This is a genomic window from Curtobacterium sp. MCLR17_007 (genome assembly GCF_003234655.2).
Lineage (GTDB): Bacteria > Actinomycetota > Actinomycetes > Actinomycetales > Microbacteriaceae > Curtobacterium.
In genome coordinates, this window is the sequence record NZ_CP126271.1 from 3,489,245 (window position 1) to 3,503,757 (window position 14,513).

8 protein-coding genes are annotated in these 14,513 nt (G+C 67.5%); 1 reads left to right on the top strand and 7 read right to left on the bottom strand.

Translation table 11 applies throughout. The features are described 5' to 3' along the window. Positions 1 to 27: 27 nt before the first annotated feature. The 4 genes from DEJ13_RS16500 to DEJ13_RS16515 form a co-directional block, all read right to left on the bottom strand. Entirely contained in the window at positions 28 to 486 is a 459-nt protein-coding gene (locus DEJ13_RS16500; protein ID WP_111105953.1) for a type IV pilin protein, read from the bottom strand. A 244-nt stretch (positions 487 to 730) separates the two neighbouring features. After that, entirely contained in the window at positions 731 to 1,954 is a 1,224-nt protein-coding gene (locus tag DEJ13_RS16505) for a type II secretion system F family protein (RefSeq protein ID WP_111105954.1), read from the bottom strand. Next, a complete protein-coding gene (locus DEJ13_RS16510; protein ID WP_111105955.1) occupies positions 1,954 to 3,597 on the bottom strand; it encodes a PilT/PilU family type 4a pilus ATPase in 1,644 nt (547 codons plus the stop codon). The genes DEJ13_RS16505 and DEJ13_RS16510 overlap by 1 nt, the downstream gene beginning before the upstream one ends. Before the next feature lie 15 nt (positions 3,598 to 3,612). Continuing rightward, positions 3,613 to 5,280, bottom strand: coding sequence for a GspE/PulE family protein (locus DEJ13_RS16515; protein WP_056121375.1), 1,668 nt, complete (start codon positions 5,278 to 5,280; stop codon positions 3,613 to 3,615). 247 nt (positions 5,281 to 5,527) lie between these two features. On the opposite strand from DEJ13_RS16515, the gene DEJ13_RS16520 reads away from it, so the two are divergent. Then, positions 5,528 to 5,926 (top strand): VOC family protein, encoded by a 399-nt coding sequence (locus DEJ13_RS16520; RefSeq protein WP_111105956.1) that lies wholly within the window; start codon positions 5,528 to 5,530, stop codon positions 5,924 to 5,926. Positions 5,927 to 6,002: 76 nt separating this feature from the next. Here the strand turns inward: DEJ13_RS16520 and DEJ13_RS16525 are convergent, their stop codons facing one another. The 3 genes from DEJ13_RS16525 to DEJ13_RS16535 form a co-directional block, all read right to left on the bottom strand. Beyond that, positions 6,003 to 9,884 carry a DNA-directed RNA polymerase subunit beta' gene (locus DEJ13_RS16525; protein ID WP_111105957.1) on the bottom strand — a complete coding sequence of 1,294 codons (3,882 nt, stop codon included), beginning with the start codon at positions 9,882 to 9,884 and terminating at the stop codon, positions 6,003 to 6,005. A 46-nt stretch (positions 9,885 to 9,930) separates the two neighbouring features. Next, a complete protein-coding gene (rpoB, locus tag DEJ13_RS16530) occupies positions 9,931 to 13,419 on the bottom strand; it encodes a DNA-directed RNA polymerase subunit beta (RefSeq protein WP_056121369.1) in 3,489 nt (1,162 codons plus the stop codon). Between the two features lie 360 nt (positions 13,420 to 13,779). Next, entirely contained in the window at positions 13,780 to 14,361 is a 582-nt protein-coding gene (locus tag DEJ13_RS16535) for a hypothetical protein (protein WP_111105958.1), read from the bottom strand. Positions 14,362 to 14,513: the final 152 nt, after the last annotated feature.

Genomic DNA, 14,513 nt, shown 5'->3' on the forward strand with positions numbered 1-14,513 from the left:
CCCCGTTCAGAGGCAGTTTGGGTTGGGTCAGGAAGCCTTGGTGAAGACACCCGCGGCGCAGGTACCCTTCGCGGCGCCGGAGTTGTCCGTGATCCCGAAGCTCGTGCCGGACTTGCTCACGGCCGCGATGCAGAACGCCTTGCCGTCCGCGGTGGCCGTGTAGGTGACGGACGTCGAGCTGTTCACCGTCGCGCCGGCGGCCTTGTACTTCGTGTCCGTGTCCAGAGCGACCGAAGCCGGGTACGTCGCCGTGTTGTCAGCGGTCTGCACGGCGATGACCGCGGTCTTCGAGTTGGACAGGTCCGACTGCGCGGCCGAGTCCTTCGCGTTGTTCTGGATGCCGAGGTACACCGGGATCGCGATCGCCGCGAGGATGCCGATGATGATGACGACCACCAGGAGCTCGATCAGGGTGAAGCCCTTCTCGTTCTCGTCGAGGATGTTCTTGCGGCGAGCGTTCAGCTTGCCCATGAGCACGGAGTACATGACTCTTCCATTCTTTCGGGAATGTACTTGGAATGATTTCGGGGGCTAGCTCTGCCGCCGAGGTAGAGCGTATTCAGGCCCGATTGACGGCATAATCCCGAGAACGGGGGTCAATTGACTGCGAAATGCCCCCAGTCCCAGGGGTGCACTCGATGGAGGACACCCCCGTCCCGGGGTCGCCGAGGGCGCCCGGGCACCCCCGGGCGAACCAGGGCACCCGGGGGTGCCCTGCACTGGCGATCGACTACTTGATCAGCGTGGAGATCTGGAAGATGGGCAGGTACAGCGCCACGATCATTCCGCCGACCACCACGCCGAGGAATGCGATGAGTAACGGCTCGATGAGCGACGTCAATGCCTCGGTGGTCGATTCGACTTCATTGTCGTAGAACACCGCGATGCGCTCGAGCATCAATTCCATGGAACCGGCGTCCTCGCCCACCGCGATCATCTGCGCGACCATGGTCGGGAAGACGTTCTCACGTTCCATCGGACCTGCGATCGACTCACCTTTTCGCACGGAATCAGCGACGCGGTTGAGTGCCTTCTCGACGACGAAGTTGTTCGAGACCTGACCGGCGATGTTCAGCGCTTCGAGGATGGGGACACCCGCGCCGATCATGTTCGACAAGTTCCGAGCGAACCGCGCCATCACGATCTTGCGGTTGAGCTGCCCGAACACGGGCATCTTCAGCTTGACCGGGTCGATCGCACCTCGGACTCGGTCCGAGTTCTTGTTCGCCCGCCACCAGAACCATCCAACGACGATCGCCACGGCGAGCACCGGCCCGACGTAGACCATCGCGTGTGACATGTACACGAGCATCATCGTCGGGAGCGGCAGGGTCCCGCCGAGGCTCGAGAACATGTCCTGGAAGATCGGCACGATGAAGACGAGCATGACGATCACCGCGACGAGTGACATCACGAGCACGACGACGGGGTAGGTCATCGCCGACTTGATCGTCGAGCGGAGCTTGTGCTCCTTCTCGAAGTTGGTCGCGATGGAGTCCATCGCCTGGTCGAGGAACCCGCCGGTTTCACCGGCACGGATCATGTTGATCATGATCGGCGGGAAGTCGACCGGGTACTTCGCGACGGCATCGGAGAACGACGTGCCGCGCTCCACCTCGTCACGGACCTGCCCGAGGATCCCGCGGAGCTTCTTGTTGTCGGTCTGGTCAGTCAGGATTGAGAGCGCTCGGAGCAGTGACAGCCCCGACGACAACATGGTGGAGGCCTGTCGCGACATGATCGCCAGGTCTTTCAACCCGACGCCCTTCTCGAAGCCCGGGATCTTGATCTCGGTCTGCAGACCCGTGCCGGCCTTGGCCTCGGTGATGGCGATCGGCGAGACCCCCATCGTGCGCAGCCGCTGCACGACCGCCCCCTCGGACGCTGCGTCGAGCCGCCCCTTGACGAGCTTGCCGCCCCCGTCACGGCCCCGGTAGTCGAACGCGAGCGACATCAGTGGCCTCCGGAGAACTTGTCGCCGAAGTCGATCTCGCTCGCGGCGATGGCCGCGGCGGACGAGTCGGACGGGGACTCGACGCGCTGGACGAGCCGGTCGAACCCTTCGTGGTCGTGGACCTTCTCCATCGCGGCGGCGCGGGTGACGGTGCCGACGTTGACGAGCTCGGCGAGGTCCTGGTCCATCGTGTGCATGCCGAGGTCACGACCGGCCTGCATCGCCGAGGTGATCTGGTAGGTCTTGCCCTCGCGGATCAGGTTGCCGATCGCGGGGGTGGTGGTCATGATCTCGGTCGCGACGACGCGGCCCGAGCCGGTGGCCTTCGGTACGAGGGTCTGACAGACGACGCCCTCGAGCGTCGATGCGAGCTGGGTGCGGATCTGGCCCTGCTGGTGCGGCGGGAACACGTCGATCACGCGGTCGATGGTGCCGGGGGCACTCTGCGTGTGCAGGGTCGCGAACACCAGGTGTCCGGTCTCGGCGGCGGTGAGTGCCACCGAGATGGTCTCGAGGTCGCGCAGCTCGCCGATCAGGATGACGTCGGGGTCCTGCCGCAGCACGTGCTTCAGGGCCCGGGCGAACGAGTGCGTGTCCGCGCCGACCTCGCGCTGGTTGATGATCGCCCGCTTGTGGTCGTGCATGAACTCGATCGGGTCCTCGACCGTCACGATGTGGTCGGCGCGCGTCTCGTTCACCAGGTCGATGAGCGCGGCGAGGGTGGTCGACTTGCCGGAACCGGTCGGCCCGGTGACGAGCACGAGTCCGCGGGGCAGCTTGGCGAAGTCGCCGACGTGCTCGGGGATGCCGAGCTGCTTCAGCGTCTTGATCTTGGTGGGGATGATGCGGAACGCCGCGCCCCAGTTGCCGCGCTGCTGGTAGAAGTTGACGCGGAAGCGGTACTCGGGCGACAGCGAGTACGCGAAGTCGAGTTCCTGCTCGTGGTCGAACGTGCCGGCCTGCTCGACGGTCATCACGGTCTTCAGCGCGGCGATGACCTTGTTGCGCGACCAGGGTCCGCCGGGCACGGCCGGTCGGAGCGAGCCGTCGACGCGGACGGTGGGCGGGGCGTCGGCGGTGACGTGCAGGTCGGACGCCCCCTGGTAGACCACCTGGGCCAGGGCGGTGATCAGGTCGGGATCCGCGACCTCGCGCGCGTGGCGGCTGAAGTCGATCTCCTGCACGCCGACGGCGGCGCCGACGGTCGGGAGGACCGTGGTCGCCTGCACAGACGCCGTCGGCAGGTGCTGGGTCACCGCGTCGGCGTACCCGTAGCTGGCAGTGGACGGCGGCACCGCGGCGGACGGCGTCGCCGCACCGGACGGCGTCGCGGCACCGGACGGCTGCGCGACCGGGACGGCCACCGGCGCACCGGACGGGGCCGGCCATGCGGCGAGGTCGTCGGCCAGGTCGTAGACCGGGACCGCGGGTGCAGCCGGAGCAGCCGCCGGAGCCGCGGCCAGACCAGCCGCAGGGGCCGCGGCCAGACCAGCCGCCGGTCCGACGAACGGCTGCGCGTGTCCCTCGGCTGCCTGGGCGAGACGGGCCGCACGACGCGAGCCGACCTCGGTGCCCGGGCGGCCCGGGTGCCAGCCGGCGATCGGTTCGTTCGCGTCGGTGATGTCGTAGACGGAGTCGGTCATCGTTCTCTCCTCGGCCTACGCGACCACGCGCAGGATCTCGTCGACGCTCGTCAGACCGAGCTTCACTTTCTCCCACCCGTCCTGGCGGAGGGTGAGCATGCCCTGGTCCTGCGCGACCCGGCTGATCTCGGCGCTCGAGGCACGGGCGACGGCGAGCCGCTCGATCTCCTCGGTGACGGTCATGACCTCGTGCAGGGCGATGCGCCCGCGGTACCCGGTGTTCGAGCACACGGCACAGCCGATCGGCGCCCAGAAGTCCGGCACCGGGGCGTCGGCGCTCGGGATGAAGCCGAGCGCCGCGAGCTGCCCCGGCTCGTACACGGCGGGGGCTTTGCAGCGGTCGCAGAGCTTGCGGGCGAGGCGTTGCGCCACGACACAGTCGAGCGCCGAGCCGACCAGGAACGGCTCGATGTCCATCTCGGTCAGCCGGGTGATCGCCGAGGGGGCGTCGTTGGTGTGCAGCGTGGAGAGCACCAGGTGCCCGGTGAGCGATGCCTCGATCGCGATCTGCGCCGTCTCGTGGTCGCGGATCTCACCGAGCAGGACGACGTCGGGGTCGGACCGCAGGATGGAGCGCAGCGCCGAGGCGAACGTCAGGCCGGCCTTCGGGTTGACCTGCACCTGGTTGATGCCGGCCATCCGGTACTCGACCGGGTCCTCGACGGTGATGACGTTGATCTCGGGCCGGGCGACCGCGTTCAGGGTCGTGTACAGGGTGGTCGACTTGCCGGACCCCGTCGGTCCCGTGACCAGGATCATGCCGTACGGCTTGGAGTAGGAACGCTGGTACGCGGCCGCGTTCTGCGCGAGCAGGTTGAGGTCGGTCAGGGTCAGCGACGTGTTGGTGTTGTCGAGGATGCGCATGACGACCTTCTCGCCCCACACCGTCGGCAGCGTCGCCACACGGAGGTCGATCTGGCGGCCACCGTGCCGGACGGACATGCGGCCGTCCTGCGGCTTGCGTCGCTCGGCGATGTCGATGTCGCTCATGATCTTGAGGCGGCTGATGACGCCGTTCTGGATGTTCTTGGGCGCCGGAGCCATCTCGTGCAGCACGCCGTCGATGCGGTAGCGCACCCGGACCTCGTGCTCGCCGGGCTCGATGTGGATGTCCGAGGCGTGGTCCTGGATGGCCTGCGAGACGAGCAGGTTCACGAAGCGGACGATCGGGACGTCGTCGAGCGACCCCTCGGAGATGTCGGCCTGCTGGGTGGTCGACGACGCTTCTTCTTCGAGCGACGAGGTCAGGTCGTTCAGCTCGTCGTCGGCGCGCAGGTAGCGGTCGAGCGCGGACGCGAGGTCACGCTCGTCGACCTGCAGCGGACGGATGGCGCGGCCGCACGCGGCGCGGGCGTCGTCGATCGCGAGCACGTTCGACGGGTTGACCATCGCGAGCACGAGGACGTCGCCCTCGAAGCCGACGCCGAGGACCCCGTGCCGCCGGCAGAGCGCCGCGGGCAGGATCGACACGGCGGTGCCGTCGACCGGGTAGTCGGTGAGGGGCACGGTCTTGGAGTTGTTCGACGCCGCCCGCGCGGTGATGAACTGCGCTTCGCTGACGACCCCGCGGTCGACGAGCGTCCGGATCGAGCGTTCGTCGATCTCCTCGTCGCCGGTGAGCGAGTCGAGGTGCTCGATGGGGAGGGCTCCGTTGAGGATCAGGATCTCGGAGAGCGTGGCCATGTGCCTCGGAGCCTCCTTCTGGGTCGCGTCAGGGCGTGGACCGCGCCGAGCTTCGGGTTCGACGCCTGTCCACGCTACGGCCGGGACCATCCGGCCCCGCAGTCCCAGAATGAGGGGGCGGAGGGGGTCAACGCCCACCCAGAACAGGGGTCGGTGGACAAGTCCCCCGCGGCACGTGGTCGTGGAGGGATCGCTGGGCGGCAGGAATCCCCTCGACGCAGACCAGGCGCTCGGGCCATGATGAGCCATGGACATCACGAGCGTGACCGTGGGGCTGCCCGTCACCGACATCGAAGCGTCCTGCCTCTGGTACGGCGCCGTGTTCGAGCGGCTCGACCCCGACCTCGAGCCCGCCGCTGGCATCGCGGAGTACGAGATCGGCGGCATCTGGATCCAGCTCGTCGAGGACCCCGACGCCGAGGAGAACCCGGTCGTCGTGCGGTTCGGCGTCGACGACGTGGTCGCCCAGCGCACCCGCATCGCCGCGCTCGGCATCGACGTCGGTCCGGTGGAACGCGTCGACGGAGCCGTCGACTGGTTCGACGTCCACGATCCCGACGGCAACGTCCTCAGCCTGTACTCGCTCGTCGACGAGACGGGGCGAGGGTCCGGCGGCCACGACAGCGACGCGGGCCGCGCGCTCTGAACGCGACCGGACAACAGACAGGAGGCGCGGTGCCAGCTGGCACCGCGCCTCCTGTCTGTGTGGAGCTACTTCAGACTCAGTTGTAGGTCCCCGGCGTGAAGTCGTCCGACGAGAAGCTGTCGAAGTCGACGAAGCTCAGGTCGGCGTCCGAGAACGACGAGTCGTCCGCGAAGATGCGGTTGGGGTACCGCTCGGCCTTCGCTTCTTCCGTCGCGTTCACGTCCACGTCGCGGTACCGGCTGAGACCCGTCCCCGCGGGGATGAGCTTGCCGATGATGACGTTCTCCTTGAGGCCGACGAGGTGGTCCTGCTTGCCTTCCATGGCCGCCTGCGTGAGCACGCGGGTGGTCTCCTGGAAGGACGCGGCGGACAGCCACGACTCGGTCGCGAGGGACGCCTTGGTGATGCCCATCACCTCTTGGCGAGCAGAGGCGGTCTTGCGACCCTCCTGCAGCGCCGCGCGGTTGATCGCGTTGTAGCGCGACCGGTCGACGAGCTCACCCGGCAGCAGGTCCGTGTCGGCGTGGTCGACGACCGTCACCTTGCGGAGCATCTGGCGGACGATGACCTCGATGTGCTTGTCGTGGATCGGCACGCCCTGCGAGCCGTACACGTCCTGCACACCGTTGACCAGGTGCTTCTGGACCTCGCGCACACCCTTGACCCGGAGGACTTCCTTCGGGTCGACGGTGCCGGCGATGAACTGCTCGCCGAGCTCGACGTGCTGGTTGTCCTCGATCAGGAGGGTCGCACGCTTGAGCACCGGGTAGATGAACGGCTCGTCGCCGTTGTCCGGCGTGAGGATGATGCGACGGCCCTTGTCCGTGTCCTCGATGACGACGCGGCCGGGGGCCTCGGCGATCGGGGACGCGCCCTTGGGGGTACGAGCCTCGAAGAGCTCGGTGACACGGGGCAGACCCTGGGTGATGTCGTCGGCCGAGGCCGAACCACCCGTGTGGAAGGTGCGCATCGTCAGCTGGGTACCGGGCTCACCGATGGACTGGGCGGCGATGATGCCGACCGCCTCACCGATGTCGACGAGGTTGCCCGTGGCGAGCGAACGGCCGTAGCACTTCGCGCAGACACCGACGGCCGACTCGCAGGTCAGGACCGAGCGCACCTTGATGCTCTCGACACCGGCCGCGACCAGCTTGTCGATGAGGACGTCACCGACGTCCTCGCCTGCCTCGGCGACCACGGTGCCCTTCGCGTCCGACGCCGCGGTGGCGAGGGTGCGCGAGTACACGGTGTTCTCGACGCGGGCGTCGCGGACGAGCTTGCCGTCAGCGTCGACCGTGGCGATCGGCAGTTCGAGGCCACGCGTCGTGCCGCAGTCGTCCTCACGGATGATGACGTCCTGCGAGACGTCGACGAGACGACGGGTGAGGTACCCGGAGTCCGCCGTGCGCAGCGCCGTGTCGGCCAGGCCCTTGCGAGCACCGTGGGTGGCGATGAAGTACTCCGCCACGGTCAGGCCCTCGCGGTACGAGTTGATGATCGGGCGGGCGATGATCTCGCCCTTCGGGTTGTTCACCAGACCACGCATGCCGGCGATGTTGCGGACCTGCAGCCAGTTGCCTCGGGCGCCGGAGGACACCATGCGGTTGATCGTGTTGTCGATGGGGAAGTTGTCCCGCATCTCCTGCGCGATCTCGTTGGTGGCCTCGGTCCAGATCTTGATCAGGTCGGCGCGACGCTCGGAGTCGGTGATCAGACCCTTGTCGAACTCGCCCTGCACCTTGGCGGCCTGGATCTCGTAGCCCGCGATGATCTCCTTCTTGCGAGGAGGCGTCACGACGTCGGAGAGCGCCACGGTCACACCGGAGCGCGTGCCCCAGTAGAAGCCCGCGTCCTTGATCCGGTCCAGCGCAGCGGCCGTCTCGGTCTTGGAGTAGCGCTCGGCGAGGTCGTTGACGATCGCGGAGAGGGTGCCCTTGTCGGTGACCTTCTGGACGAACGGGTAGTCCGCCGGGAGGGTCTCGTTGAAGAGCGCGCGACCGAGGGTGGTCTCGAGCAGGATCGGCTGGCCGACCTCGTAGCCCTCGGGTGCTTCACCCTCGGCGAAGTGGACACCCGACATCCGGATCTTCACCGTCGCGTTGAGGTGCAGCGTGTTCTGGTCCTTCGCCATGATCGCCTCGGCGACCGAGGAGAACGAACGGCCCTCACCGACGGCGCCCTCGCGGACGGTCGTCAGGTGGTGCAGACCGATGATCATGTCCTGTGCGGGCAGGGTCACCGGGCGGCCGTCGGACGGCTTCAGGATGTTGTTCGAGGCGAGCATCAGGATGCGGGCCTCGGCCTGGGCCTCGACCGACAGCGGCAGGTGCACGGCCATCTGGTCACCGTCGAAGTCCGCGTTGAACGCGGCACACACGAGCGGGTGGAGCTGGATGGCCTTGCCCTCGACGAGCTGCGGCTCGAACGCCTGGATGCCCAGACGGTGCAGCGTCGGCGCACGGTTCAGCAGCACGGGGCGCTCGCGGATGATCTCCTCGAGCACGTCCCACACCTGCGGACGCGAACGCTCGACCATGCGCTTGGCCGACTTGATGTTCTGCGCGTGCGACAGGTCGATCAGGCGCTTGATCACGAACGGCTTGAACAGCTCGAGCGCCATCTGCTTGGGCAGACCGCACTGGTGGAGCTTGAGCTGCGGGCCCACGATGATGACCGAACGACCCGAGTAGTCGACGCGCTTGCCGAGCAGGTTCTGGCGGAAACGACCCTGCTTGCCCTTGAGCATGTCGCTCAGGGACTTCAGGGCGCGGTTGCCGGTACCCGTGACGGGGCGGCCACGACGACCGTTGTCGAACAGCGCGTCGACCGCTTCCTGCAGCATGCGCTTCTCGTTGTTCACGATGATCTCGGGGGCACCGAGGTCGAGCAGGCGGCGGAGACGGTTGTTGCGGTTGATCACACGACGGTAGAGGTCGTTGAGGTCGGAGGTGGCGAAGCGGCCACCGTCGAGCTGGACCATCGGGCGGAGCTCCGGCGGGATGACCGGGACCACGTCGAGGACCATCGCTGCCGGCGAGTTGCCGGTGGCGAGGAAGGAGGAGACGACGCGCAGACGCTTGATCGCGCGGATCTTCTTCTGGCCCTTGCCCTCGGCGATCTGCAGACGCAGCGACTCGGCCTCGGCGGTCAGGTCGAAGGCCTCGAGGCGCAGCTTGATCGCCTCGGCGCCCATGTAGGCGTCGAAGTAGATCCCGAAGCGGTCCTGCAGCTCGTGGAAGACGGCGTCCTCGGGCTTGAGGTCGCCCACCTTGAGGTTGCGGAAGTCCTCCCACACACGCTCGAGGCGGGTGATGTCCTCGTCGAACGACTTGCGGACCTGGGACATCTCCTTCTCGGCGGTGTCCTTGGTGCGGCGCTTGATGTCGGCCTTGGCGCCCTCTTCCTCGAGCGCTGCGAGGTCGTCCTCGAGCTTCTTGAGGCGGTCGGCGATGATCGAGTCGCGCTGGTTCTCGAGGTTCTTGATCTCGAGGCGCATCTCGTTCTCGAGACCCGGCATGTCAGCGTGCCGGCCCTCTTCGTCGATCGAGATGATCATGTACGCGGCGAAGTAGATGACCTTCTCGAGGTCCTTCGGCGCCATGTCGAGCAGGTAGCCCAGGCGCGACGGAACGCCCTTGAAGTACCAGATGTGCGTGACGGGCGCGGCGAGCTCGATGTGGCCCATGCGCTCACGGCGGACCGAGGACTTGGTGACCTCGACGCCGCAGCGCTCGCAGACGATGCCCTTGAACCGGACACGCTTGTACTTGCCGCAGGCGCACTCCCAGTCGCGGGAGGGACCGAAGATCTGCTCGCCGAACAGACCGTCCTTCTCGGGCTTGAGGGTGCGGTAGTTGATGGTCTCCGGCTTCTTGACCTCGCCGTACGACCACTGGCGGATGTCCTCGGCCGTGGCGAGGCCGATCCGCAGTGCGTCAAAGGAAGTTGCTTCGAGCAATGTTCTTCTCTCTTGCTGAATTCGAGACGTGACGGGCGGGGCGGGATCAGATGTCGTCGACGGAGGACGACTCGAACCGCGAGGAGATGTTGATGCCGAGCTCTTCAGCGGCACGGAAGACCTCGTCGTCCGTGTCGCGGAGGCTGACCGCCTGGCCGTCGGCCGAGAGGACCTCGACGTTCAGGCAGAGCGACTGCATCTCCTTCATGAGGACCTTGAAGCTCTCGGGGATGCCGGGCTCCTGGATGTTCTCGCCCTTGACGATCGCCTCGTAGACCTTCACGCGGCCGAGGATGTCGTCGGACTTGATCGTCAGGAGTTCCTGCAGGGCGTAGGCGGCACCGTATGCCTCGAGCGCCCACACCTCCATCTCGCCGAAACGCTGTCCACCGAACTGCGCCTTCCCACCCAGCGGCTGCTGCGTGATCATCGAGTACGGGCCGGTCGAACGGGCGTGGATCTTGTCGTCGACCAGGTGGTGGAGCTTCAGGATGTACATGTACCCGACCGAGACCGGCTCCGGGAACGGTTCGCCGGAGCGACCGTCGAAGAGCTGGGCCTTGCCGGAGGAACCGATCAGACGCTCGCCGTCACGGTTCGGGAGCGTCGAGTCGAGGAGGCCCTCGATCTCACGCTCGTAGGCGCCGTCGAACACCGGGGTCGCGACCTTGGTGCCGGGCTCCGCGCTGCGGGCAGCCTCGGGGAGAGCCGAAGCCCACTCCTGGATGCCGTCGACGTTCCAGCCCTGCTTCGCGAGCCACCCGAGGTGGATCTCGAGGACCTGGCCGAAGTTCATGCGGCCGGGGACGCCGAGCGGGTTCAGCACGATGTCGACCGGGGTGCCGTCCGCCAGGAACGGCATGTCCTCGACCGGCAGGATCGTCGAGATGACGCCCTTGTTGCCGTGACGACCGGCGAGCTTGTCGCCCGCGGTGATCTTGCGCTTCTGGGCGATGTAGACGACCACGCGCTGGTTGACGCCCGAGCCGAGCTCGTCGTCGCCGTCCTGCGCGTCGAACACCTTGACGCCGATGATCGTGCCCTCTTCACCGTGGGGCACCTTGAGCGAGGTGTCGCGGACTTCGCGCGACTTCTCGTTGAAGATCGCCCGGAGCAGGCGCTCTTCTGCGCTGAGCTCGGTCTCGCCCTTCGGCGTGACCTTGCCGACCAGGATGTCGCCGGGGCGGACCTCGGCGCCGATGCGGATGATGCCACGCTCGTCGAGGTCGGCCAGGAGGTCCGGGCTGACGTTCGGCAGGTCGCGGGTGATCTCTTCCTTGCCGAGCTTCGTGTCGCGGGCGTCGACCTCGTACTCCTCGATGTGGATCGAGGAGAGCGTGTCGTCCTTCACGAGGTTCTGCGACAGGATCATCGCGTCCTCGTAGTTGTAGCCCTCCCACGGCATGAACGCGACGAGGAGGTTCTTGCCGAGCGCGAGCTCGCCGTTCTCCGTCGCGGGGCCGTCGGCGATGACCTCGCCCTGCTCGACCCGCTCACCGGCGCTGACGACCACACGGTGGTTGTAGCTGGTGCCCTGGTTCGAGCGGTCGAACTTGCGCAGGTAGTAGGACTGCGTCCCGCCCTCGTCGAGCTGCACGGTCACGGCGTCGGCCGAGACCTCGGAGACGACACCGGCCTTGTCGGCGATGACGACGTCGCCGGCGTCGATGGCGGTGTAGCCCTCCATGCCGGTGCCGACGAGCGGCGACTCGGAGCGGAGGAGCGGCACGGCCTGGCGCTGCATGTTCGCACCCATGAGGGCGCGGTTCGCGTCGTCGTGCTCGAGGAACGGGATGAGCGACGTCGCGACCGACACCATCTGGCGCGGGGAGACGTCCATGTAGTCGACCTCGGCCTTGGCGACCAGTTCGACCTCGCCGCCCTTCTTGCGGACGAGGACCTTGTCGTCCTGGAAGTGGAACGTGTCCGTCAGCGGGGCGTTGGCCTGCGCGACGACGAACTCGTCCTCTTCCGAAGCGGTCAGGTAGTCGATGGTCTTCGTGACCTCGCCGTTGACGACGCGACGGTACGGGGTCTCGATGAAGCCGAACGAGTTGATCCGACCGAAGGACGCGAGCGAGCCGATCAGGCCGATGTTCGGGCCTTCCGGGGTCTCGATCGGGCACATGCGGCCGTAGTGCGACGGGTGGACGTCGCGGACCTCGACGCCGGCGCGCTCACGGGACAGACCACCCGGGCCGAGGGCCGACAGACGCCGCTTGTGCGTCAGGCCCGCGAGCGGGTTGTTCTGGTCCATGAACTGCGACAGCTGCGAGGTGCCGAAGAACTCCTTGATCGCGGCGACGACGGGGCGCACGTTGATCAGGGTCTGCGGGGTAATCGCCTCGATGTCCTGCGTGGTCATGCGCTCGCGGACGACGCGCTCCATGCGGGACAGACCGGTGCGGACCTGGTTCTGGATGAGCTCGCCCACGGCGCGGATGCGACGGTTGCCGAAGTGGTCGATGTCGTCCACGTCGAGGCGCAGCTGCACGGGCTCGCCGTCGCGGACGCCGTCCAGGTTGGTCTTCTCGGCGTGCAGCGAGACCAGGTACTTGATCGTGCGGACGATGTCCTGCACGGTCAGGACCGAGTCGCTCAGCTGCGCGTCGATGCCGAGCTTGCGGTTGAGCTTGTAGCGGCCCACCTTCGCCAGGTCGTAGCGCTTCGAGTTGAAGTAGAAGTTGTCGAGGAGCGCACGCGCGGCCTCGGCAGCGACCTGCTCGCCCGGACGGAGCTTGCGGTAGATGTCCTTGAGCGCCTCTTCCTTGGTGAGGATGGCGTCCTTCTCGAGGGTCGACTCGATGGAGGCGAAGCCCTGGAACTCCTCGAGGATCTCCTCGCTCGTCATGCCGAGGGCCTTGAGGAAGACCGTGACCGACTGCTTGCGCTTGCGGTCGATGCGCACGCCCACCTGGTCGCGCTTGTCGATCTCGAACTCGAGCCAGGCACCGCGCGAGGGGATGACGCGAGCGGAGTAGATGTCCTTGTCGGACGTCTTCTCCTGCTGGCGCTCGAAGTACACGCCCGGCGAGCGGACGAGCTGCGAGACGACGACGCGCTCGGTGCCGTTGATGATGAACGTGCCGCGCTCGGTCATGAGCGGGAAGTCGCCCATGAAGACGGTCTGCGTCTTGATCTCACCGGTCATGTGGTTCATGAACTCGGCGTTGACGTACAGCGGCGCGGCGTAGGTCTTGCCGCGTTCCTTGCAGTCGTCGATCGAGTACTTCGGGTCCTCGAGCTCCGGGGACGTGAACGAGAGCTGCATCGTCTCGCCGAGGTCCTCGATCGGGGAGATCTCCTCGAAGATCTCCTCGAGGCCGGAGTGCAGCGCGAGGTCGGTGCGACCCTGCTCCTGCCCCTCGGCCAGTCGGGCCTTCCAGACGTCGTTGCCGACGAGCCAGTCGAAGCTCTCCGTCTGGAGAGCGAGCAGATCAGGAACCGTGAGGGTGTCCGTGATCTTGGCGAACGAGAGTCGCGAGTGGTTGCGACCGTTCTTGGGGTTGGTGGATGCGTTGGGCGCAGCAGCCAAGGGTGTGACCTCCGGTTGGCCCCGTCGGGCCGGTACTGACGGGCAGCATGTAGGTGAGTGGATTGACGCTCGGCGCGACCCGATGACACGCACGCACGCTCGAGTCCGCAGGACAGAGGCGTGTGCGATGATCTGTGTGAGCGGCCCCCGCCGTCATGTGCGGGAGCGGCAGCACCAGGCCCGTCCGAGATGGACGTCGAGTCGACCGCAATATGACGACACGCAGCCAGGGAGCGCGAACTGTCATCATAGGCAGCGTCCGCGCACGATGTCCAGTCCTGGCTTGACCAAATTCGCTGGCGACGTGTATAAGCACCGCCGGGTCGCTCGCATTCCATGGTCTGCGCGCGGCGGGTCCGCTCAGCCGAGCCGTTCCCGCGATGCCGCTCCCGCTCCCGCCGCGGGTGCTCGATGCCCGGCCAGGGCCCGGAATGCGTCCTCCGGACGACGGGTCCGCACGAAGGTCACCGTGCCGCGGTCGTCGGTGAGCTCGATGCCGAGTCCGGGCGTCAGCAGCAGGGCACGGACACCGCGGTGGCGACGCAGCCCGATCCCGCCGTAGGTCGCGGCGTCGGCCTCGACCAGCCGTGCTGCGGTGATGCGACGGCGTGCGACACGACGCGGCGGCAGCGGTCGGAAGTGCAGGACGACGTCGTGTTCGGTGATCGTGAACCCGGACCGCGCGACCAGCAGGAGCAGGCCGACGACCATGCCGACCAGTCCGGGGACGACGAGGGCGATCTCCGGCGCGTCCCCCGGCCACGCGAGCACCGCCGCGGTCAGGCCGCCGCCGGCGACCAGCAGTGCGGCGCCGGTGACGCGCATCCACACCGGCGCGTCCTCGCGGTCCGCGAGCAGCGGACGGGAGGCCCGGGTCGGCCGGGTGGGTCGGCGCACCGGGGCGGGGCGGCGCGTCTGGGTGCTCATGGTGTCGGCGGACATCGGTCTCCTGCGGTGGTGCTCGTTCGGTGCTCCGGTGCGGTCTACGGCACGCGGAGGGGTGGCGGGCACGTCGGTGGTCCGCGAGGGGCGTGGGCGGGGAGCGCCCACGGGTGACGGCGGTGGTGACGCCCGTCACGGTCGGTCGGGACGCG

Excerpts from the sequence above, each read along its gene's own strand:
- DEJ13_RS16535 (WP_111105958.1), bottom strand. The coding sequence starts at position 14,361 with ATGTCCGCCGACACCATGAGCACCCAGACGCGCCGCCCCGCCCCGGTG.
- DEJ13_RS16520 (WP_111105956.1), top strand. The coding sequence starts at position 5,528 with ATGGACATCACGAGCGTGACCGTGGGGCTGCCCGTCACCGACATCGAA.
- DEJ13_RS16505 (WP_111105954.1), bottom strand. The coding sequence starts at position 1,954 with ATGTCGCTCGCGTTCGACTACCGGGGCCGTGACGGGGGCGGCAAGCTC.
- DEJ13_RS16510 (WP_111105955.1), bottom strand. The coding sequence starts at position 3,597 with ATGACCGACTCCGTCTACGACATCACCGACGCGAACGAACCGATCGCC.
- DEJ13_RS16500 (WP_111105953.1), bottom strand. The coding sequence starts at position 486 with ATGTACTCCGTGCTCATGGGCAAGCTGAACGCTCGCCGCAAGAACATC.
- DEJ13_RS16515 (WP_056121375.1), bottom strand. The coding sequence starts at position 5,280 with ATGGCCACGCTCTCCGAGATCCTGATCCTCAACGGAGCCCTCCCCATC.